Here is an 18,865-nt window from a genome sequence, read left to right on the forward strand (position 1 = left end):
GCCATATAAGTAATGATTACAATAGGTAATATCCGTATGATATATAATAAACTTGTGGGTTTACAAAGATGCTCACCCCCTTTGAAAAGAGAAACAGGCTAACGAATGAACTAAATATAGAGAGAACAGAGTTCTAATATATGATAAAAAGAGGAGAAACATCAGGTAAAAAACTCTTGATCATTGGAGGAGGTGCAGTTGGCATGGCGGTGTCCACCGGAGCCACAAGACACACCAATTATGATGTAACGGTGATATCCGCTGATAAACACGCATCTTACAGTCAATGTGGCATACCTTACGTTTTTTCAGGTGATGTGCCTACCTTCGAACAATTAATAGTTAAAGGCCCCGAATTCTTCAAAGAAATGGGTATCAAAGTAAGGCTCGATACCCGGGTGGACTCTATTGACATTGAAAACAGGTCGATAAGGATCGGGAAGGAACAACTAGACTTTGACAAGCTTGTAATAGCTACAGGCAGCACACCATCCATACCTAAACAAATAGAAAAGAGCATATCCCTGAAGAATGTGTTCACACTACGTACACTATCTGATGGCATGCAGATAGGTGAAGCCTTGGAAAATGCAAAAGATGTTGTCATAATAGGTGCTGGTTCCATCGGTTCCGAGGTTGCAATAGCTACTGCACGTCGAGGAATAAGAACCTCATTATTGAATAGGAGCAATACGATCTTTTCATCCAGTCTTGACCCAGATATGGCAGAAACGGTAATATCATACCTAGAAAAGGAAGGAGTCCAGGTATTGACAGGATATACCCCTACATCCATCAATGGTGAAGAGAGTGTCACATCAGTAACAGTGAATGAAATAGAGATACCTGCAGATGTAGTATTGATCTCAGTTGGCGTTACCCCTGATTCAGCCCTTGCGGCAGAGGCTGGAATAGACATAGGAACCACAGGAGGCATAGTCACAAACGACAGACTGCAAATCATGAGACGTGGAGAGGTCATTGAAGATGTTTTCTCCGGAGGAGAATGCACCCAGATATATAATTTTGTGACCGGTAAACCCATGCTTAGCCATCTGGCAAGCACAGCACGCAGAATGGCAGGAATTGTAACCGACAATCTGGCAGGCAAAGTAACAAGTTTTGGGCCGGTGGTAAATCCATGGGTAGCATTGGTTGGTGACCTACAAATAGGATCAGTAGGAATTACCACCGCAGAAGCGGAAAAATATGGAATTGGAGTTGTAAGTGGCATAGCTACGGGCTCTACACGTGCAGAGTATTTCCCCGGAGCTGGTAAGATATTCATTAAGCTCTTGTTCCATGACAGATACCTGATCGGTGCTCAGATCATTTCAACAGCCGGTACTAAAGAACGCATTGACGGACTTGCCCTCGCAATAAAGAGAAAACAGACTGTAGATGAAATGCTTGAGATGGAAACCTGCTACTCCCCAGTTGTTTCCACACTTCTGGACCCTTTACTATTTGCAGTAAAAGGCGCATACAAGAAAATGCCAAAAAAAGGTGCACGATGATAGTGATCGATGGGTCTTACGGAGAAGGCGGAGGACAGATACTAAGAACAGCAATTGCATTGGCAAGCATCACAGCAACTGATGTGAGGATATTCAATATCAGATCTCATAGGCCTCAACCAGGCCTTAAGGCCCAGCATATGAGATCCATAGATGCTGCTGCAAAGCTATGTGATGCTGAAGTCACGGGACTGTATATTGGTTCTCAGGATATCACCTATTCTCCAATGGAAATAAAGGGGGTAACATATACAGTAGACATTGGAACTGCCGGGAGCATCTCCCTGCTGCTTCAGTGCATAATGCCTATGACTGTATATTCCAGGGGGAGGATATCACTTGAAATTACTGGTGGAACCGATGTGGCCTGGTCCCCAACGATCGATTATCTCAATAACGTGACCTGTAAAGCGCTTGGACAAATGGGATATAATTGTAAAATAGAAGTTCTGAAGAGAGGATACTATCCTGAAGGAGGGGGAAAAGTAAGAGCTTCTTTTGAACCTGCAAAACTGCATGGGTTCGAGTTTGAAAAAAAAGAAGAGATAATTAAGGGGATATCACACTCATCAAAACTTCCTGAACATATAGCACAGCGTCAGGCCCGGGCAGCTAAAATACTGCTGGAGAACAGAGGAATAGAATGCGATATAACTGTATGTATTGAAAATGAACTTTCAACAGGAAGTGGGATCACATTGTGGAGTGAGTACAGTGGAGCCAGTTATCTTGGAAAGAAAAGCCTTCCTGCTGAAAAGGTTGGGGAGATGGCTGCGGCGCAGATGATCCGACAACTAGATTCCGGTACTTCGGTAGACCCTTATCTGGCAGACCAGCTTATCACCTATATGGGTCTTGCAGGAGGTGGGTCTTTCACTACCTGCAAAGTCTCAAAACACACACTAACTAATATTCATATAACTGAAATGCTAATGGGCATGGAATTTGATATACAAAAAAAGGATGAATTCACCAGAATCTCGGTGAAGTGAAAGAACTGAATTGAGTCATTCCTCATTCTCAACTATGCTCAAGTACTCAGCCGGAATAGATCTTGCAAGAGCTATGTCCTGATTGGCAGTAATGACCAGTATTCCGTCGTTTTGGGCGGAATCCGCGTCTATCTCAAGTATTACAGGATTATCCGTATGTACAAGTGCAGCTTCTACAGATCTTTCATAAGATGTGCTAAGATGCACATAGGTTTGCCTGATAGGCTTGATGCCACTTTCCAGCAGCATGTCAACCTCTTCCTGGCTGACACCATAATAAAGTGATGGAAGCTTATTTTCCGGATAATCTGACTCAAGTTCCACGTCTACAGAGTGACCGTATTTTGCCCTTATGTGCTTGCCATCTATCTCATACCTGTGTTTTCTGTCAGATGTGACAAGGGCAATGAGCCTTTCCTTGCTGCCCCATCTATAGCGCTCGGTTAGAACATCCAGAAGATGCCCCAAGCTAACCCAGCCATGGTGATCCATTTTCAGGCCCACATCTTCAGGAAAATGCCTCAGTGCTCCGGAAACAAATTTCCCCAAACGCTCTTCGCGGTCATCGTCAAGGACGTACCGGCCTTCCACACCGCATGCCGGGCATGTCTCACCTCTGAAATATCCATGCTCATTGCATTTACGGATCATGATGTATCGGTTTTGAGATGTAATTAATCGTTAATATATGTTATCGAAACAAAAGAAAGCTATGATAATAGTTTCGTCACATTTAATACACACTCATACTATCAGATTACACAAATCCGAGAGATTAAACAAGGGACAAAAGTTCCAAATAATACATGCACAGGAAATTATTATGAGCGGAATAGACGAAATCTACTCTAAACTTAGCAAATCCATAAGCAAGGAAGAATTTGTTGAAAAGGTAAATGAAAAAGTGGAACAGATGGGTGGCCTGTGTGATGAGAAGACAGCAGCCATGCTGGTGGCACATGACTTGGGGCTGAACGAAACCGGAAGTTCTTCACAGAAGATAGTGGATATAAAAAGCGACAGTGGGAACGTTAATTTAATTGCGAAAGTACTATCTGTATTTCCCATAAGGGAATTCACACGCGGTGATGGCACTTTTGGGAAGGTTGGAAATCTTTTGGTTGCAGATGAAACCGGAAGTATAAGGATAACACTATGGGATGATAAAGCAGATCTGATCAATCAGGGCTTCATTGAAATAAGCCAGAACCTGCAGATAAGCGGTTATGTGAAAGAAGGATATTCAGGTGTTGAAGTTAACGTTGGTAACAACGGGATGATAGCCCATACTGATGAGGACATACAGGTTAAAAATTCTTCAGTGAAGATATCAGAAATTAAAGATGGGATGGGGAATATTAATGTTATTGGAAGATTACTTGACATTTCTGATACCCGCACCTTTAACAAGAAAGACGGATCTAAAGGCCGTGTAGGCAATATAACCATTGGTGATGATACAGGTAAGATCAGAATAACACTTTGGGACGACAAGACTGACAAAATGACTGAACTACATCCCGGGGACGCTGTAGAGGTGATCAACGGTTATGCACGAGAGAATAACTTCAATCAGCAGGTAGAGATACAAATCGGTAACCATGGCATAGTTAAGAAGACAGAGACATCTGTGAAATATCAGGAAAATTTCACACCTATCTCAGACATCGTACCTGGAGAATCTTATTCCATACAGGGTTCTGTATCAGGATTGGGAGAAATAAGGGAATTCAACAGGGATGATGGCACGGTGAACATGGTATCCAATATATACGTTTCTGATGACACGGGTAGAATAAGAGTAGCTATGTGGGCAGATCATGCATTGCTGGTGGATGAACTGGATATCGACACACCTATACAGATCATAGATGCCTATGCAAAATCAGGTTTTAATGAAGATATTGAACTCAGCGCAGGAAACCGGACACGGATAATCATCAACCCCTGATGAACTTTAAAAATGTAATAAACATTCCTGCCACTATTCTTTTAGTATATATTCTACGAACACCTATATATACAATAAATAATAAGAGTTATTTGTGGGCAATCACTTTCCTTAAAAATAACTGGAGCGTGTTATGCAATGGTTTTGGGTGCACAATGGGACCTCGAGACTGACGCCTCTATTGATGAGATTCGTAAGGAGATGTCAGTTCATGAAGTAATGACCAGCAAATTGGTCGTTGCAAACATTAATTCTAGTGTTCTTGAAATTGCCCGGGAGATGATCAGCCAGAACGTAGGCAGTGTGATCATCACAGATGATATCGGTCCTGTTGGGATAATCACAGAGACGGATATTATCAGCAAGGTGGTGATCAATAACATGATGCCTGGTACGGTTATGGCAGGCCAGATCATGTCTTCTCCCATCATAGCAACAAAACCATCAACTAACGTCATAGAAGCTGCAGAACAGATGACCAGATGCAACATCCGCAGGCTTGCAGTGATAGATGGTGATAGGATAGTAGGTATCATCACAGACAGGGATATACTTATAGTATCACCTGGTCTCAACACTATTCTTGAAAGCCTGATAGAACTGCACCGGGATGAGAATAATTTTGTCGAAGAGTCGGGGATAGAGAGAGGGATATGCCAGAGATGCGGTGCGTATACGGACCTTACCCAGATGAATGGACTTATGATCTGTGAAGACTGCAAAGAGGAAGAAGGCTATTACGACTAGCCGCATATCATTGACCTGTCCATCCTAAATGGAGGATATCTATGACCGTAGAGAGGATAATGTCAAAGAATCCCTTATATGTAAAAGAGACTGACCTTATGACCCACGCACGTCAAGTTATGCGTGACCATTTTTTGAGAGGTGTACCTGTAGTTGACAATTCCATGAGAGTTAGTGGAATACTTACAGATGCAGATATACTTGAAATAAGAGACACCAAGTCCAATATTACAGTGAAAGGGTATGTGAGGACAGTCCCTATGATCACACCTGAAACAGAAATATTGAAAGCTGCCCGTTTAATGCTGGAGGCTGCTCATCATAGGGTTCCTGTGGTATCGGGCCTTGACAGACAGTTAGTGGGTATCATAAGCGACGTAGATATACTGGCCGCTGTCAAACCAACAAAGAAGTCTCCACTATTTATAGAGGAGATCATGATGACAGATATGATAACCTGCTATCCGGATGACAGCATAACCAAGGTCTGGCATCAAATGCTTGAACACGACTATACCGGAATACCTGTAGTATCACACTCCAATGAAACTATTGGAATGGTGACCAGAAGAGATATCATAAAAGCAGGTTATGCAAGAGTTGCGGAAATTGACGGGCGGGGCGCAAAAACCGGTGAAGCACCGAAAGTGGAGAAAGTCATGTCCACTCCTATGTACACTTTACCCCCGGAAGCTTCGCTGAAAGAAGCTATTGATAAGATCCTGCAATATGACATTGGCAGGATAGCCGTAGCCAGTAATGAGAAGTTATTGGGCATAGTAAGCAGATCTGCATTATTATCTGCCTGCCTTATAGGTACTGGCCTCTGAAACTGGTGAGGCTATAATACAAAGATGAGGACCTTTTCTTTTTGGTCTCTGAAAGCATTTATACAGAAGAACATTTTATTGTGCCGGTGGTTGAATTGACAAAAAAGATAACAGATATGGTCACAACAGACAGATCGAAATTCCAGAACAATAAAGAATACCCGGGTAACCACAAAAAAGATCCTAGTATGCTTAGCACTACAAGTACTATGGATATAGCACCTGTTGAGTTCAAATCCAAGGCTGCAGAAAACAAGGGTGATATGAGTATTGTGGCCAAGAAAGATGTGATAACCCTCCCTCCCACGACAACTATCATGGGTGCGATAAAAACGATGACAAATAAAGGTTTTAGAAGAGTGCCTATTGCAGATGCAGGTACAAAACGACTTGAGGGGATAATTACCTCAATGGACATAGTGAACTTCCTCGGAGGTGGTTCAAAGAACCTGCTTGTAGAAAAGTACTATAAAGGAAACCTGCTGGCAGCTATCAATGCTGATGTGAGCGAGATAATGGAGCGAGATGTGGCTTTCGTTGCCTCAAAAGCGAGTATTTCCGATGCTGTGGAAATAATGATCAAGAGAAATACAGGAGGTTTGCCTGTAGTTGACGAAGATAGCAGAGTATGCGCCATATTCACTGAAAGGGATTTTCTGGATCTTATGGCAGATACCATTGACTATGATTCTATCAAGAACTACATGAGTACAAAAGTAAAAACTGTACCGTTCGATACTACTATAGAGGATGCAGCAAAAATAATGGTCAGTAGGGGCTTTAGACGATTGCCTATTGCAAAAGATGGCATATTGATAGGCATTGTTACAGCATCGAATATCATGAATTTCCTAGGTAGTGGAAAGGCCTTCGAAAAGATCATAACAGGTAATTCCCACGAGGCTTTCAGTGAACCAATAACCTCACTTATAAACAAAGATGTCGTGTGGGCATCACCTGAAATGGACCTGGGAGATGCTGCAAGACTGATGATAGAGAAGAGAGTAGGTTCTCTCCCAGTAATAGATAATGATGTGCTCTGCGGTATAATTACTGAAAGAGATTTCCTGAGAGCCGTATATTAAAAGGATGAATAGCAGCTATCGATTAATATAATGATTGTTGGAGGAAGTAAATGAACGTTTCAGATATAATGAGCTCTCCGGTGTTCATAATGGGACCGGATGAGCCTGTGTCACATGCAAGGAATCTGATGCTAAAGCACAAAATAAGCACTATTGTTGTAGTGGATGATGAAAAAATGATGGGCATCCTCTCACAAGCAGACCTTAGCAGAAAACTTGCCCAGACAGAACCTGTCTGGAGAAGGCGTCCTATAGATAAGATCCCTGTTAGCATGGTGATGACAGAAGACCCGATAACTATCTACCCGGAAGCTTCGATATCCCAGGCCGGAAACCTGATGCTGGAGAACAACATTAACTACCTTGCAGTGATGAAAAAGGGACTTGTAGGCATAGTGACAGGTACAGATATTGTAAGATATGTTTCAAAACAGGACGAACAAAAATTCGAGAAGAAAGTACATGAGATCATATCTGATGAGCCTGTTCGCATACATAGACACCATACCATTAACCATGCAATTGAGGAGATGGAAAAAAATAACGTGGAAGAGGTTCTAGTTGTCGACGATGCTGAAAAGGTAGTAGGGCTGATATCCGTAAATAACGTTGCCCTCAATATAGTACCTGATGCCGATGGAAAACTCCCCACAAAGAATGTAAAAATGAGTAGGCGCCCAACATCCGGCGCGCAGAGGGCATACAGATACATAAAAGAGTTACCTCTGGTTGCTGAAGATATCATGTCAGATATCGGTACAATCGTAAAATGGGATGATTCAGCAGTTGACGCTGCAAAGCTCATTGTGGAGGAGAACTCAAAAGTTCTGCCTGTAGAAAAGGATAGCCAGATCGTTGGAGTTATCCGGAGGAAGGACTTGATAAGAATAGCGCAGTGAAGGAACAAAAGCTAATCAAACCGAAGGTGAAAAAGATGGAAGTAAAGGACATAATGACAGAACCACCAACTATCAGTAAATCAGATACACTTTCCCACGCACTTGACATTATGGAAAAGAAAGAAATGCGTCGGATCCTTGTGAAAAATGAAGACAAGGTAGTTGGGATCCTTACTATGAGAAACCTCACAAGAGAACTCGGTACCAGAAAGAAGGGAAGTATGCCTGCATCTTCACTGCACGTGGCAACAGCTATCTCCGATAATTTTGTTAAGGTTTTTCCGGATGTAAAGGTGAAGGATGTTGTCACCCTCATTGATAAAAACCAGGGAGTTATCATTGTCTGCAAGGATGAAAATGTTATGGGTTGGGTGACACCTGCAGAACTCCTGAAAACTAACAACTTCAATGGCTTTGCCGCGGAGTTCATGCAGAGAGAACCTCTGATAGGAAGCCCTGGTGACCGTGTAAGCCATATCAGGCATCTGATGCTTGACAAGAACGTAGGAAGGATTCCGATCATAGAGGATGGTAAACTGGTAGGAATTGTCACCGAAAAAGATGTGGTAAAGGCTATGAGAGCTTTCAGGGACATCGTTTCGGGCAATCAGCAAGAAGCCAGGATAAAGAACCTGATAGTTGCAGATATCATGAAGAGAAGTGTAAAAACAGTTAATACCAACACACCTCTTTCAGATGTGGCAAAGATGATGCTTGAAGAGAACATTGGTGGTCTCCCAGTGATGAACCTTGAAGGCGAGTTCGTCGGATTAATAACCAGAAGGAATTTGGTACACTCAATGGCACAGTGAACATGGAGTACTATCCGCAAACGGAGCTGGACGTTGAAAATGCTGCATCTTTCCTGGGCATTTCTGTGCAAAGGATGCAGGAATTGATGGAGAGAAGAGTGTTGGTACCTAACTGGAACGAGTACCAACACCTATTCCGTTTTGAACATAAGGCTTTGCACATTGATATTGGAAGTGTCCTTGTACAAAAGGATAATGGATTCAGTCTTATTTTAGGATTCCCAAAGATCAAAAGAGCAATGCTTCTTGGGCCTGCCATTAAAAGCAATTTCGGGGAGATACCCAGGGTGGCAGTAGAAGAAAAAATGAATGGATATAATGTAAGAGTGATCTTGCTGGACGGCAAACTTGTGGCAATTACACGCAGTGGCCATGTGTGTCCTTATTCATCAGAGAAGGTTAATAGCTTGTTGGATCACAATTTTTTTACTGAGAATCCCCAACTTGTGGTATACGGAGAAATGGTAGGCCCTGATAACCCTTACGTGCCCAAGGAAATTTATCGAATTGAATCTCTGGAATTCTTTATTTTTGATATAAGACATAAGAACACGGGTTTACCCTTGCCGTTATATGAACGCAGGAGCCTTGCTGAAAAATACGGCTTCCGACAGGTTAGACTTTTCGGAGAATTCGATATCCAGGAAGCTTCTGATATGATCCAGCATATAATCAAGGATATCGGAAGAAGAGGCCATGAAGGCGTTGTGATCAAGGATCCTAAAATGGTATTGCAACCAATTAAATACACTGCTTCTCAAAGTAATTGTTCTGATCTGCAGCATTCAATGAAAGTGTTTAATGAAAGTGGAAGAGACTTCATATTCTCCAGAATAGTAAGAGAGGGGTTCCAGTCAGTGGAATGGGAAGAAAGTGAGGAGGAATTCAAAAAACGTTGCCTCCGACTGGGTGAAAGTATCCTGCGGCCTATGAAGGAATCCATAATAAAAGTTAGGGATGGGGATAGGGTTGCAGAAGAGTTCACTATAAGAGTGAAAGACAGGGCAACCATATCAAAGTTCGAGGAGTACATGAGAAGGCTTGGAATGGATATAAAGTTCAGCGAACCTAAGATCGTGGGCAAGGAATACGTTGTACATATGATAAAGATCAACAAGAGCACTAGTGATAAGACATTGGCTATGTGGGAAGGTCAATTGTGGTCATGAAAAAAGATATATTTGTATGATAGCATTCGTAAGCTCATAAAGACAGGTGCAAACATGACAAAGATCACTATAATAGGTAGCCAGCAAAGTGGAAAAACAACGCTTGCTGCAAAAATGGGAAAGAAAGGCAACGTATCGGACTTCACAATGTATGATTTTGCCAAAGGCGATAAGATAATGACTATCATAGACCCCACGGGATACCCCGATTCTGTTAAACCATTGATAGCCTCGCTTACTCTTTCCGACATCGCCATCCTATGCGTGCCTCCCACAGGTCTGGATGCCTATGCAGGGGAATGTATTGTCTGCCTGGAGTGCATGGGATACAAGCATGGCCTTGTGCTGCTGACAAAATCTGATACCACTTACCCTCAGGCAACAGATGAATTGAAGACAAAGTTGCAGAACATCACAAAAGGTACGGCGCTTGAGCATTGGGAGTATATGACAGTTTCCACTAAAACCTTTGAAGGTATGGAAGAGCTCAAGGAAAAGATCTTCACTATGGGTGAAACTATCGATGAGGAGAATAAGAAAAAGGCCACTTTGCCAACAAGGGTGATAATAGACCAAACATTCAATGTCACTGGAATCGGGTGTGTTGTACTTGGTGTTGTAATGCAGGGCACTGTCAATGCAAAAGACAAAATGACAGCTTATCCCACCAGTAAACCGCTGGAGATTAGATCGATACAAATGCATGATGTGGATGTTAGAACTGCGCCATCCGGAGCTAGAGTAGGCCTTGCTCTTAAAGGGATACAGTCAAAAGATATCGATAGAGGTCATGTTCTTTCCCTTGATGAAATTATCAGTGAGAATTTGAAAATAAAATGCAGACTCTCACCTTTTTCAAAAGGTTTCAATACTGGAAGTGTGTTGCATGTATTCGTTGGACTGCAATCGTCCCCTATGCGTGTAAGCAGCATAGAGAAAAAAGGGAATATAGTAGAAAAAGCATCTGCTGGAGATGAATATGTTCTTGAACTGACGGGTATGAAGGAGATCTCGTATTCACAACAGGATAGGTTCATACTCACAGATCTGGACGAAAAACAAAGGTTCATAGGGTATGGTTCCCTTTGAACGGAATCATTTTTTAGGGGAGAGGTTTTTAAACCCGTCCAGCATGGAAGGCCTTTCAACTGCTTTTGTAAGGGAAGTATTCTCAGGCAGGTCTGTCAATTGCGGCCTTTCTAAAGGAACCGGAGAACCTGCCTGAAAAAGATCCCTCTTTTTGAAAGATCTGCTTTCCACTGTGGTAGAAGATTGTTTAGTGTATATTTAGATAATGTTTTTCCAATTTCTTCATAAACTTGCTTTCGTTCAGCAAGTGTCCGATTATATACTTGCCTACATAATTCCAAGCTCCGCTGTATCTGTCGAATTTGAGATTTGGTTGGATAGATACGAAACATTCCACGACCAAAGATCGTGGGCTTTCTGGCTGCTTATTTCGTAATCCTGATGCTGATCTTGCTCTTGTTGGCTGCATACATAGAGACGAACATCACACCAACGGTGGCCAGACAGGCAGCAGATCTTCTGTCATATCTGCTATTCTGAGATCCACATTATATATTAGCGATCTGTATTCCTGTCGCTACATTTTGCAATAGCTGGAAAGCGATCTTTTGAGAGGGCCAGGATCCCAGACCACAATCAGGACCTACATACCTTATTCTTTCACCAAAGATCGAATAGGCCTTTTCAAGCCTTTTACTGATAACATCCGGAGTTTCAAGTTCCGTAACTATCTCCTGAAGACGTGATGCGTCCTTCCAGACATTAGTACCATATTTGTCATTGAGTACTGAAACAAGATTTGAAATATCAGTTCTTGCAATGCCCACCCTCAGAAAAGAATCTGATTCATCTAGCACTTTTGCATCAATGAGATCAAGATATGAAGGATTACCTGCTGATTCGACCCCTATAACATTGATTTGGGAAGTGTCACAGGCTATTTTATAGTGCAGGGGCGAATGCAGATGTATCTGTACATCAATACCTTTACGGTGAGCTGAACGAGTGGCTATCCTAAGAGCTTCTATGAGTTCATCATCATCGAACATGACCTGGGGATTTATACCAATGCTTGGCTCATCTATGGAAACCGCACTTACGTTCAGATATCCTGAATTCTCTATGGAGTTTTTCAGAAAACGGTCAACACTTTCTGCAAAAAGATAGAGTATGTCGGTATATTCCGTTCCCCCGAACTCTTTTAAGTACATTTCCAGAGGACCTGTTACGCATACCCTGGTATTTTGCTTCTCGCCATGAGATTGCATATACATTTGAGCTGCTGGCTGTATAGCTTCCAGTTCTACTATCCTGGCAGCATTCTCTTTGACCTTAAAAGGCTCTTCTGTATTTTCCGGATCCTTTATTATAGAAAGGAACTGTTCGTTCATATCCTGATATTGGGGATATGTGGGAGACTCAACTCCTGCATCTATCTTCTGCTGAAATGAATCATTAATTAACTGGAACAGTTTTTCACGGTCTGAGTGCTTTGAAAATGCCTTTTGCATCCATTCCTTGGTCATACTTTCAGGAAGAGGGTAACTACCTATGTCATCAAAGATCAGATTATTCATGCATTAGAATTGAAACATCAACGAAATATAGGTTTTGGGACAAAAAAGTATAGATACTGGGTTTTACAATAGCTGCAATGAATTTAGTCCCGCCGCAATTTTCCCTTCTTTGCAACGTGTTCAACGTAATAGTCGACACATTTCTGTGAGTAATCAATGGAGACCTTGGACATGTGAGCAACTATCTCACTTAAAGGTCTTTCAACTTGTATGGTACGCCTGAATATACCGTATTTTTCATAATGCTTTGTTACAGTCTCAAGCATAATGTCCTGTAATTGCAAGACATTCAACTTTTCCGAGGGAGAAAGTTTTTCGAAATCTTTCATTAGCTTCCTTATATGGTCCCTATTCTTTTCATCTACCTCTAATTCGGAAATAGGGTGCTTAATGTGATCCTCCACTCTATCACCATTACAGTGTGTACTTCATTAGTTAAAAAATCTAAATATAAATTTAGGGGGTATATAAAAATGGGTACTTAACAAAAAAGATTAAGAAAGGGTGAGCAATACACCCATTTCTTTTAATGTCGCTGAAACTTCATTAAATGCTACAAACATTTCCTTACGATGCAAATCAATGTCTTTAACCCGAGGTTCAGATTCAAACCAGATCTCTTTCTCAGTCTGCCCGCGAGTAATAGTAATGCATGCGAGCATATCAGATTTTGTCAACCTGTATACTGAATCAACACCTGTAGGGGTAACCCATTCATGATATTTCCCCGTGATATCCTTAACAAATTTGTTCCAGTTGACCGTAGCAGAAGCTTCCAGAATAAGATACAGATGAGCACGATCTCCTGTTATTTCTTCTGTCATAACCTTTAACATCTTCTTGTACTGGGGATCTGCCTCATCCACAAAGATCTTTTTCTCCAGATCTTTTGCAGCTTCTTTGAAGAAAGGAGCAAGATTAACTGTTTCCGATGGTTTTGTAGCCAATGAAACACCAAAGAAAGCTATGCCACTGAGGGCCATACCAGCTATGACACCATGATTAGAGAGCACTGGGTGTATAGAATCCAGATATGCGGGAGCAAAGGCTGGAGTATTAGCAAGATCAACAATAGTAAGGGCTACCTGTGCAACAAAGCCCACTATCAGGCCTGCAAGAGCACCTTCTTTTGTAGCTCTCTTCCAGTAAAGACCACCCATTAGCGGGAAGAAGTAGGCAGCACTGGCGATAAAAGTAGCGATGTGAATGGCAGCAAGAATACCATCAATGTAGAAGGAGCCGATGGTCGCACCTGCGACTATTATTAGTACGCTCAGCCTGTTGACAGCGAGCATCTCCTTCATAGTAGCGTCAGGCTTTATGTACCTCTGATAAATATCGCGGGATAGACAGGAACCTCCGGAAGTCGCAAAAGTATCTGTTGAAGACATTGCAGCCGCTGCCAGGCCTATACCTGACAGACCTATAAGGAGAGGAGAGAAATGTTCAAAGATGTAAACGAGCAGTGCAGGTTCTGCCTGGGCCATTGCACCCATACCTATCTCTGCAAATGATGCTGAAATATCGGGATACACATGGTTTAGCCCAATAGCAATGATAGTACAGGCCACACCGAATACGAGAAAGATAAAGAATGAACCCAGGATCATACCGTTCCTTGCTGACTTTTCATCCTTTGCAGCCCATACCCTTTGCCACGGATCCTGTTCTGTGACCCAGCCAGGAATGATAGCAAAGATGAATATCATTACTGCAAGTATACCAATGCTGAACGGGTTCCACCATCCTTCCGGTACATCCGAGAGAAGTTCTGAAACGGTCATGACCGAGGATGTATCAACGGAAGTAGCGGAACCTGTAATAGCAACAACCATGGCGAAAGCGAAACCGGCAAGGAAAATGAACTGTATCACATCGGTCCATATAACAGCAGAAAGCCCTCCAAGTGTCACATATACAGAAACAGCCAATGCAACGATAGCTACTGCGTATACCGAAGGAAGCCCAAAGAAGATTTCAAGGACCATGGCAAAACCTTTGATATCTGCCACTGCAAAAAGTATCATAACAACAGCGATAATGAGAGCTACAGGGCCTCTTATAGAACTGCTGTACCTCTGCTCAAGCAGCTCTGGTTGGGTGATGGCCGGCAGATGCTTGATCTTACCTACTAACAATGCTATCAATAACAGGGCAAGGATGTTAGGTGCCACAAAACCCCAGATGGAACCCATACCCAACAGCATGTAAAGACCAATAACCGCGAGAATGCCGCCGGCGGTCATCCAGGATGCTGCCGCTGAGCAGCCAATTGCCACGAAATTGATTCTGCGTCCTGCAAGCCAGAAATCAGTGACCGATTTCTGCCTCTTATTGAAATACCAGCCTATAGACACTAATATTAGGATATAGGCTGCAAGCAATACTATAAATAAACCATATGAGTTCATAATTACTACCTCTTCTTAATCTGTTATAGTTGATTTACCTTAATGATTTTTCTAAAATACAATGATTTTTTAATTGAGTAATAAGTTGATTGTAGACATCTTCTCTGGGGTTGTATTTAAATCTTTCAAAAAAATCCTCTTTGCAATAAATCAAGTTTAGTTGATTTAGCATGGCACTGTCTTTTAAATTTTGTAATATAGAGATAAAGCTCTGGAACTATCATGACCCAATATATATCTCTCATCAGTGTCAATAATGCTGCATGACCCTTGAACCGGTCCATATAAAAGCCATATCCGAACTTGCAGATCGGATTGACAGATGCCTCAAACCGGATGAGCTGGAAAAAGATGAAACTGGCAGCATAGAAGATATATTCGAAAGGCTCAAGGAGTTGAAACACGATGGACAAGTAGTGCTCAAGGCCATCGGAAGGCTCAAAAGAGGTAGAGTAAGCATAGAGAAGATTTCTCAGAGCCAGGATCCTTTCCCTGTAACCTATTCATGTGACAGCGGTAGTACAACCACAAGATCATTTGATAACGGTCTTTATGTGGATTTCTGTCATTGCGCTATGGCATCCACACCTACTGACCTGGAACTCCACAACAGAAGGACTATAGTTGCTGCCACCTATTCACGTGGTTACAGCGTGCATATAGATACCACAGATGAGTGGGAAACAGTTGACAGAGGAGCAAGTCGTTGCAAGATAATCCGCATCCCTCCAGACCTGCTGAACAAAAGGATAGACAGGATAGTTCATGATATAGCCCTTTACCTTTCAGAATCCGAGCACATTCTATGGTTGAAAGATGAACTTGACCCCCGAAGCTTTTTCATTATGGACGGACCGATCTATCCCAAGCACCTCATGTACTGGATGGTGGTTGGATCAGAGGAGGTGCAATTGCTTTATGATCCTCATACAGAGAAGATCCTGCAAAACTACATAGATATCGTGGACCATCACATTGACAGGAAACGTCCATTTATTGGTTTTGTTAAAAACCCTGAGGATATGCAGATAATGCAGACCCTGAGAAAAGAAGGTATGAAAGACCTGCCCTGGGTGATGGATGCCCAGTTCTTCAAAAATCTGCTTTCTTCATCACGGCATGGAGAAGAAAAAAGCACGCACAATCGCTGTATAACTTACACTAACTGGTTCATGCAACCCAATCAGTTCTATGAAAGAATGCTCGGCACCACATCACCTCTGGTCAAGGAAAAGCTCAGGGCAAAGTATCCACATGAATACTATTCACTGACATTTTTCGTGGTGTACGTTCCTTCAAAGAACCTGCTCTTTAAGATAGAAGCTCCATACGGGCTTACCAAGGAAGAAGAGATAAGGGATATCATTACAAGGAAGGTATTGCATGATGTCGCATTAAACGAGATACCTGCCACACTGAAAAAGGCAGATTCCATTGCAAAGATACAGGTATCTGAAAGGAAACAAATAATCGACAGGTTCAGGTACTCCCGGGTGGATACCAGCTATAACGAGATCAGATGGGGTGAACACGACGAGGATGGATAAAGATATACTTGCCTATGTGTCTGCAGCAAGCAAAGACGTCAGGATTGCTGTGGGAACCGAGGAAACAACTATTGAAGAGAAGTTCAACTTCGAAGAGTATGAGGTGCCTGCAGAAAGGCACCCTGATACACAAAGCAATACAGATGAAGCATTTGGTATCATCACCACTGGCATAGAACCCCTGGAAATAACTGAATCTGGAGCAACTATCACAGGATACATTAACACTGAGAAAAGAAGGGATGTGCGGCTGGGAACGTATGTGATCGTACCCTACGGAGAAGAAGACCTGTTTGCACGCATATGGAAAATGCAGTACAAACAGGAGTTTGCAGTGGATGATGCTACTGAGATACACTCTCGCAGGATGTTAAGGTCCAATACCACAGATGAAGTAGATTACAAGTTCCTGGCTTACCTTGATCCTATCTGTATCCTTTATTCCAAAGGCAACGGATCATTGGCCAGGCGTATGAGCGATAGAATACCGCGACCCAACACACCTATAATGCCTGTTAAAGATAAAATGAAGATCCAGACCGGACTTAACATTCCCAGAGAAGGTATCTTCCTGGGGCATTTGAGCGTGGGAGGTGAAATGGTTAAGACCCATGCAGTCCCTCCTACTGTACCATACTACATGCGCAACGATTATTCTATGGGCGATCCTCTGGTGTTCAGGCACATGCTGGTATGTGGCAGTACCGGAACAGGTAAAACTTTCCTTACAAAGAATATCCTGAGACAACTCATGGCACAGGAGAACCGCTATAATGTGAGGGGTACTAATGCCAGAAAAAACCCCTGCCTTGTTGTGCTAGATCCGCAGGATGAGTATTCCCAGATGTTAGAGGATAATCCTGAACTTACAGCTGATGATGAGTTCAGCTTCAGGTCCGAGAAAGTGGACTTTGGAGGATGTGCCAATACACTTACCTTTGTGGCCAGGGTGGATGGACAGTCATACAATGGCCGCTCTAGGGCACAGCAACTGGAATTTACCATACCTTTCGAGATGGTAAGGAATAATTCCTGGCTCATGGCGCCTGTGGGTATGACGGAACTCCAAAATCAGGGAGTGGAATTGCTTCTTGAAGATTTCTTCAAAATGGCTGGGGATCACACTTATGACCGCTTTTTGGACTATATAAGCGACGATCTGACAAGAGAGAATTATGTAGAAAGTGGTAAGATACACGAGGCTTCCTATGATGGTATAGCCCGCAGAGTAAGGGATAAAGCTCTTAGAAGGGTGTTCGACCAGCCTGCAAGACCCATAGACAAGATGCTGGAAGAGATTATAAGACCCGGGCAGGTGAGCGTGTTCCCCACTGAATACATTAGTAACACGCGCATAAGGGATCTGATAACTCTCAGTTTGATGACGATTATAGTGGATAATAAGTTAAGTACTAAACTTAACACACCTGGAGAAACTGCCGTTAAGGAGACTCCTATTATCCTGGCACTGGACGAAGCCCATAGGTATCTTGCCAGCACTTCAGGCGAGCACAGCAGGAGGATAGTGTCCAAATTTGCAGATGCTGCACGCCAGGGCAGGAAAGAAGGATTAGGATTGTGCCTCATAACCCAGGACCCTCAGGACATTGATGATACAGTGTTCAAACAGATCAACACACGCATCATCCTTAACCTGACAAATGATGCTGCCATCGGAGCACTGAAGGTCAAAAAAGAATATGAGAAGCGTATTCCATATCTGAAGAAAGGACAGATGATCGTGCACAGTCCCGATAATAGCGACATGGTTGAGATCATGGGTCTGCAAAGCTGCGTGGTAAAACATATATAAATATATTAATATATGAAAGGCTCATGCCTAACAATTGTTTTTGTACCAATATTATAGACGAGATTCATACCGAAACGTATATATTGAGCAAATACGTATGGAGGCATCACTTCAGTAAATAAGATGGGCCGGTAGCTTAGCCAGGCAGAGCGACGGACTCTTAATCCGTAGGCCAGGGGTTCAACTCCCTTCCGGCTCGCCAATCTCTTTTACTATTTATATTTCTTGTTCTGTTCACTTTTTATGACTTCTGAGTGACAACTTTGAAACACATAAATCCTATGAACTTTCTTCATTTAAAAGGTGAGCCTAATGCCAAAAGTAAGCGTGGAGATCCCCCAGGAGTTGCTTGACGATCTGAACAAGCATGTAGGGGACGACAAGAAATTCGTCAACCAGTCAGACGCTATCAGGACAGCTATCCGCAAGATGCTGGACATGATGGATGAGATAGACAAAAGACATGGAAGGGTTAAAGAATAAGAA

At 42.6% G+C, this 18,865-nt stretch carries 20 protein-coding genes and 1 tRNA gene; 15 read left to right on the forward strand and 6 right to left on the reverse strand.

Annotated features, from left to right (window positions below; translation table 11 throughout):
• Positions 1–140: 140 nt before the first annotated feature.
• Positions 141–1,517 (forward strand): NAD(P)/FAD-dependent oxidoreductase, encoded by a 1,377-nt coding sequence (locus tag METHO_RS11590; protein WP_015325723.1) that lies wholly within the window; start codon positions 141–143, stop codon positions 1,515–1,517.
• Complete coding sequence (rtcA, locus tag METHO_RS11595) at positions 1,514–2,509, forward strand: RNA 3'-terminal phosphate cyclase (RefSeq protein ID WP_015325724.1); 996 nt, start codon at positions 1,514–1,516, stop codon at positions 2,507–2,509. Before METHO_RS11590 ends, rtcA begins: the two co-directional genes overlap by 4 nt.
• A 15-nt stretch (positions 2,510–2,524) precedes the next feature.
• On the opposite strand, the gene METHO_RS11600 is transcribed toward rtcA, so the two are convergent.
• Positions 2,525–3,160 carry an RNA 2'-phosphotransferase gene (locus METHO_RS11600; RefSeq protein WP_015325725.1) on the reverse strand — a complete coding sequence of 212 codons (636 nt, stop codon included), beginning with the start codon at positions 3,158–3,160 and terminating at the stop codon, positions 2,525–2,527.
• A gap of 172 nt (positions 3,161–3,332) precedes the next feature.
• Here METHO_RS11600 and METHO_RS11605 point away from each other — a divergent pair, with 172 nt between their 5' ends.
• The 8 genes from METHO_RS11605 (at position 3,333) to METHO_RS11640 (ending at position 11,091) form a co-directional block, all read left to right on the forward strand.
• Positions 3,333–4,460: an OB-fold nucleic acid binding domain-containing protein gene (locus METHO_RS11605; protein WP_015325726.1), complete on the forward strand. Its 1,128-nt coding sequence runs from the start codon at positions 3,333–3,335 to the stop codon at positions 4,458–4,460.
• A 138-nt stretch (positions 4,461–4,598) separates the two neighbouring features.
• Positions 4,599–5,207, forward strand: coding sequence for a CBS domain-containing protein (locus METHO_RS11610; protein ID WP_015325727.1), 609 nt, complete (start codon positions 4,599–4,601; stop codon positions 5,205–5,207).
• Between the two features lie 41 nt (positions 5,208–5,248).
• Positions 5,249–6,037, forward strand: coding sequence for a CBS domain-containing protein (locus tag METHO_RS11615; RefSeq protein WP_015325728.1), 789 nt, complete (start codon positions 5,249–5,251; stop codon positions 6,035–6,037).
• 86 nt (positions 6,038–6,123) lie between these two features.
• Positions 6,124–7,122: a CBS domain-containing protein gene (locus METHO_RS11620; RefSeq protein ID WP_394296203.1), complete on the forward strand. Its 999-nt coding sequence runs from the start codon at positions 6,124–6,126 to the stop codon at positions 7,120–7,122.
• A gap of 50 nt (positions 7,123–7,172) precedes the next feature.
• Complete coding sequence (locus METHO_RS11625) at positions 7,173–8,021, forward strand: CBS domain-containing protein (RefSeq protein WP_015325730.1); 849 nt, start codon at positions 7,173–7,175, stop codon at positions 8,019–8,021.
• A 35-nt stretch (positions 8,022–8,056) separates the two neighbouring features.
• Positions 8,057–8,833, forward strand: coding sequence for a CBS domain-containing protein (locus tag METHO_RS11630; RefSeq protein WP_015325731.1), 777 nt, complete (start codon positions 8,057–8,059; stop codon positions 8,831–8,833).
• A gap of 2 nt (positions 8,834–8,835) precedes the next feature.
• A complete protein-coding gene (locus tag METHO_RS11635) occupies positions 8,836–10,002 on the forward strand; it encodes an RNA ligase (protein WP_015325732.1) in 1,167 nt (388 codons plus the stop codon).
• Between the two features lie 54 nt (positions 10,003–10,056).
• Positions 10,057–11,091 (forward strand): EF-Tu/IF-2/RF-3 family GTPase, encoded by a 1,035-nt coding sequence (locus tag METHO_RS11640; RefSeq protein ID WP_015325733.1) that lies wholly within the window; start codon positions 10,057–10,059, stop codon positions 11,089–11,091.
• A 6-nt stretch (positions 11,092–11,097) separates the two neighbouring features.
• Here METHO_RS11640 and METHO_RS13920 read toward each other — a convergent pair whose 3' ends face one another.
• Positions 11,098–11,262 (reverse strand): hypothetical protein, encoded by a 165-nt coding sequence (locus METHO_RS13920; protein WP_172635175.1) that lies wholly within the window; start codon positions 11,260–11,262, stop codon positions 11,098–11,100.
• Positions 11,202–11,423 carry a helix-turn-helix domain-containing protein gene (locus tag METHO_RS13440; RefSeq protein ID WP_083885772.1) on the reverse strand — a complete coding sequence of 74 codons (222 nt, stop codon included), beginning with the start codon at positions 11,421–11,423 and terminating at the stop codon, positions 11,202–11,204. Before METHO_RS13440 ends, METHO_RS13920 begins: the two co-directional genes overlap by 61 nt.
• A 16-nt stretch (positions 11,424–11,439) precedes the next feature.
• Between METHO_RS13440 and METHO_RS14335 the strand changes: the two genes are divergently transcribed.
• The gene (locus METHO_RS14335; RefSeq protein ID WP_281162785.1) at positions 11,440–11,571 is read left to right on the forward strand and encodes a hypothetical protein; all 132 of its coding nucleotides are present in this window, start codon (positions 11,440–11,442) and stop codon (positions 11,569–11,571) included.
• A gap of 8 nt (positions 11,572–11,579) precedes the next feature.
• Here the strand turns inward: METHO_RS14335 and METHO_RS11645 are convergent, their stop codons facing one another.
• The 3 genes from METHO_RS11645 to METHO_RS11655 form a co-directional block, all read right to left on the reverse strand.
• On the reverse strand, positions 11,580–12,608 hold the full coding sequence (locus METHO_RS11645; RefSeq protein WP_015325735.1) for a methionine synthase: 1,029 nt from the start codon (positions 12,606–12,608) through the stop codon (positions 11,580–11,582).
• Between the two features lie 83 nt (positions 12,609–12,691).
• Complete coding sequence (locus METHO_RS11650) at positions 12,692–12,937, reverse strand: hypothetical protein (RefSeq protein ID WP_015325736.1); 246 nt, start codon at positions 12,935–12,937, stop codon at positions 12,692–12,694.
• A 165-nt stretch (positions 12,938–13,102) separates the two neighbouring features.
• Positions 13,103–15,019, reverse strand: coding sequence for a sodium:solute symporter family protein (locus METHO_RS11655; RefSeq protein ID WP_015325737.1), 1,917 nt, complete (start codon positions 15,017–15,019; stop codon positions 13,103–13,105).
• A gap of 263 nt (positions 15,020–15,282) precedes the next feature.
• Here METHO_RS11655 and METHO_RS11660 point away from each other — a divergent pair, with 263 nt between their 5' ends.
• The 4 genes from METHO_RS11660 to METHO_RS11675 all read left to right on the forward strand — a co-directional run bounded on the left by METHO_RS11660 (position 15,283) and on the right by METHO_RS11675 (position 18,862).
• Positions 15,283–16,566 (forward strand): DNA double-strand break repair nuclease NurA, encoded by a 1,284-nt coding sequence (locus tag METHO_RS11660; protein ID WP_015325738.1) that lies wholly within the window; start codon positions 15,283–15,285, stop codon positions 16,564–16,566.
• Positions 16,559–18,379: an ATP-binding protein gene (locus METHO_RS11665; protein ID WP_015325739.1), complete on the forward strand. Its 1,821-nt coding sequence runs from the start codon at positions 16,559–16,561 to the stop codon at positions 18,377–18,379. Before METHO_RS11660 ends, METHO_RS11665 begins: the two co-directional genes overlap by 8 nt.
• A 125-nt stretch (positions 18,380–18,504) precedes the next feature.
• Positions 18,505–18,581: transfer RNA gene (locus METHO_RS11670), tRNA-Lys, on the forward strand.
• A gap of 110 nt (positions 18,582–18,691) precedes the next feature.
• On the forward strand, positions 18,692–18,862 hold the full coding sequence (locus tag METHO_RS11675) for a ribbon-helix-helix domain-containing protein (protein ID WP_015325740.1): 171 nt from the start codon (positions 18,692–18,694) through the stop codon (positions 18,860–18,862).
• The last annotated feature ends 3 nt before the right edge of the window (positions 18,863–18,865 follow it).

Origin of the sequence: Methanomethylovorans hollandica DSM 15978 (assembly GCF_000328665.1) — an archaeon.
In the GTDB taxonomy this organism is placed as follows: domain Archaea; phylum Halobacteriota; class Methanosarcinia; order Methanosarcinales; family Methanosarcinaceae; genus Methanomethylovorans; species Methanomethylovorans hollandica.

What these genes read in the sequence shown, in the direction of transcription:
- METHO_RS11590 (WP_015325723.1), top strand. Translation starts at nt 141, where the DNA reads ATGATAAAAAGAGGAGAAACATCAGGTAAAAAACTCTTGATCATTGGA.
- rtcA (WP_015325724.1), top strand. Translation starts at nt 1,514, where the DNA reads ATGATAGTGATCGATGGGTCTTACGGAGAAGGCGGAGGACAGATACTA.
- METHO_RS11600 (WP_015325725.1), bottom strand. Translation starts at nt 3,160, where the DNA reads ATGATCCGTAAATGCAATGAGCATGGATATTTCAGAGGTGAGACATGC.
- METHO_RS11605 (WP_015325726.1), top strand. Translation starts at nt 3,333, where the DNA reads ATGAGCGGAATAGACGAAATCTACTCTAAACTTAGCAAATCCATAAGC.
- METHO_RS11610 (WP_015325727.1), top strand. Translation starts at nt 4,599, where the DNA reads ATGGTTTTGGGTGCACAATGGGACCTCGAGACTGACGCCTCTATTGAT.
- METHO_RS11615 (WP_015325728.1), top strand. Translation starts at nt 5,249, where the DNA reads ATGACCGTAGAGAGGATAATGTCAAAGAATCCCTTATATGTAAAAGAG.
- METHO_RS11625 (WP_015325730.1), top strand. Translation starts at nt 7,173, where the DNA reads ATGAACGTTTCAGATATAATGAGCTCTCCGGTGTTCATAATGGGACCG.
- METHO_RS11630 (WP_015325731.1), top strand. Translation starts at nt 8,057, where the DNA reads ATGGAAGTAAAGGACATAATGACAGAACCACCAACTATCAGTAAATCA.
- METHO_RS11635 (WP_015325732.1), top strand. Translation starts at nt 8,836, where the DNA reads ATGGAGTACTATCCGCAAACGGAGCTGGACGTTGAAAATGCTGCATCT.
- METHO_RS11640 (WP_015325733.1), top strand. Translation starts at nt 10,057, where the DNA reads ATGACAAAGATCACTATAATAGGTAGCCAGCAAAGTGGAAAAACAACG.
- METHO_RS13440 (WP_083885772.1), bottom strand. Translation starts at nt 11,423, where the DNA reads ATGTTTCGTATCTATCCAACCAAATCTCAAATTCGACAGATACAGCGG.
- METHO_RS11645 (WP_015325735.1), bottom strand. Translation starts at nt 12,608, where the DNA reads ATGAATAATCTGATCTTTGATGACATAGGTAGTTACCCTCTTCCTGAA.
- METHO_RS11650 (WP_015325736.1), bottom strand. Translation starts at nt 12,937, where the DNA reads ATGAAAGATTTCGAAAAACTTTCTCCCTCGGAAAAGTTGAATGTCTTG.
- METHO_RS11655 (WP_015325737.1), bottom strand. Translation starts at nt 15,019, where the DNA reads ATGAACTCATATGGTTTATTTATAGTATTGCTTGCAGCCTATATCCTA.
- METHO_RS11660 (WP_015325738.1), top strand. Translation starts at nt 15,283, where the DNA reads ATGACCCTTGAACCGGTCCATATAAAAGCCATATCCGAACTTGCAGAT.
- METHO_RS11665 (WP_015325739.1), top strand. Translation starts at nt 16,559, where the DNA reads ATGGATAAAGATATACTTGCCTATGTGTCTGCAGCAAGCAAAGACGTC.
- METHO_RS11675 (WP_015325740.1), top strand. Translation starts at nt 18,692, where the DNA reads ATGCCAAAAGTAAGCGTGGAGATCCCCCAGGAGTTGCTTGACGATCTG.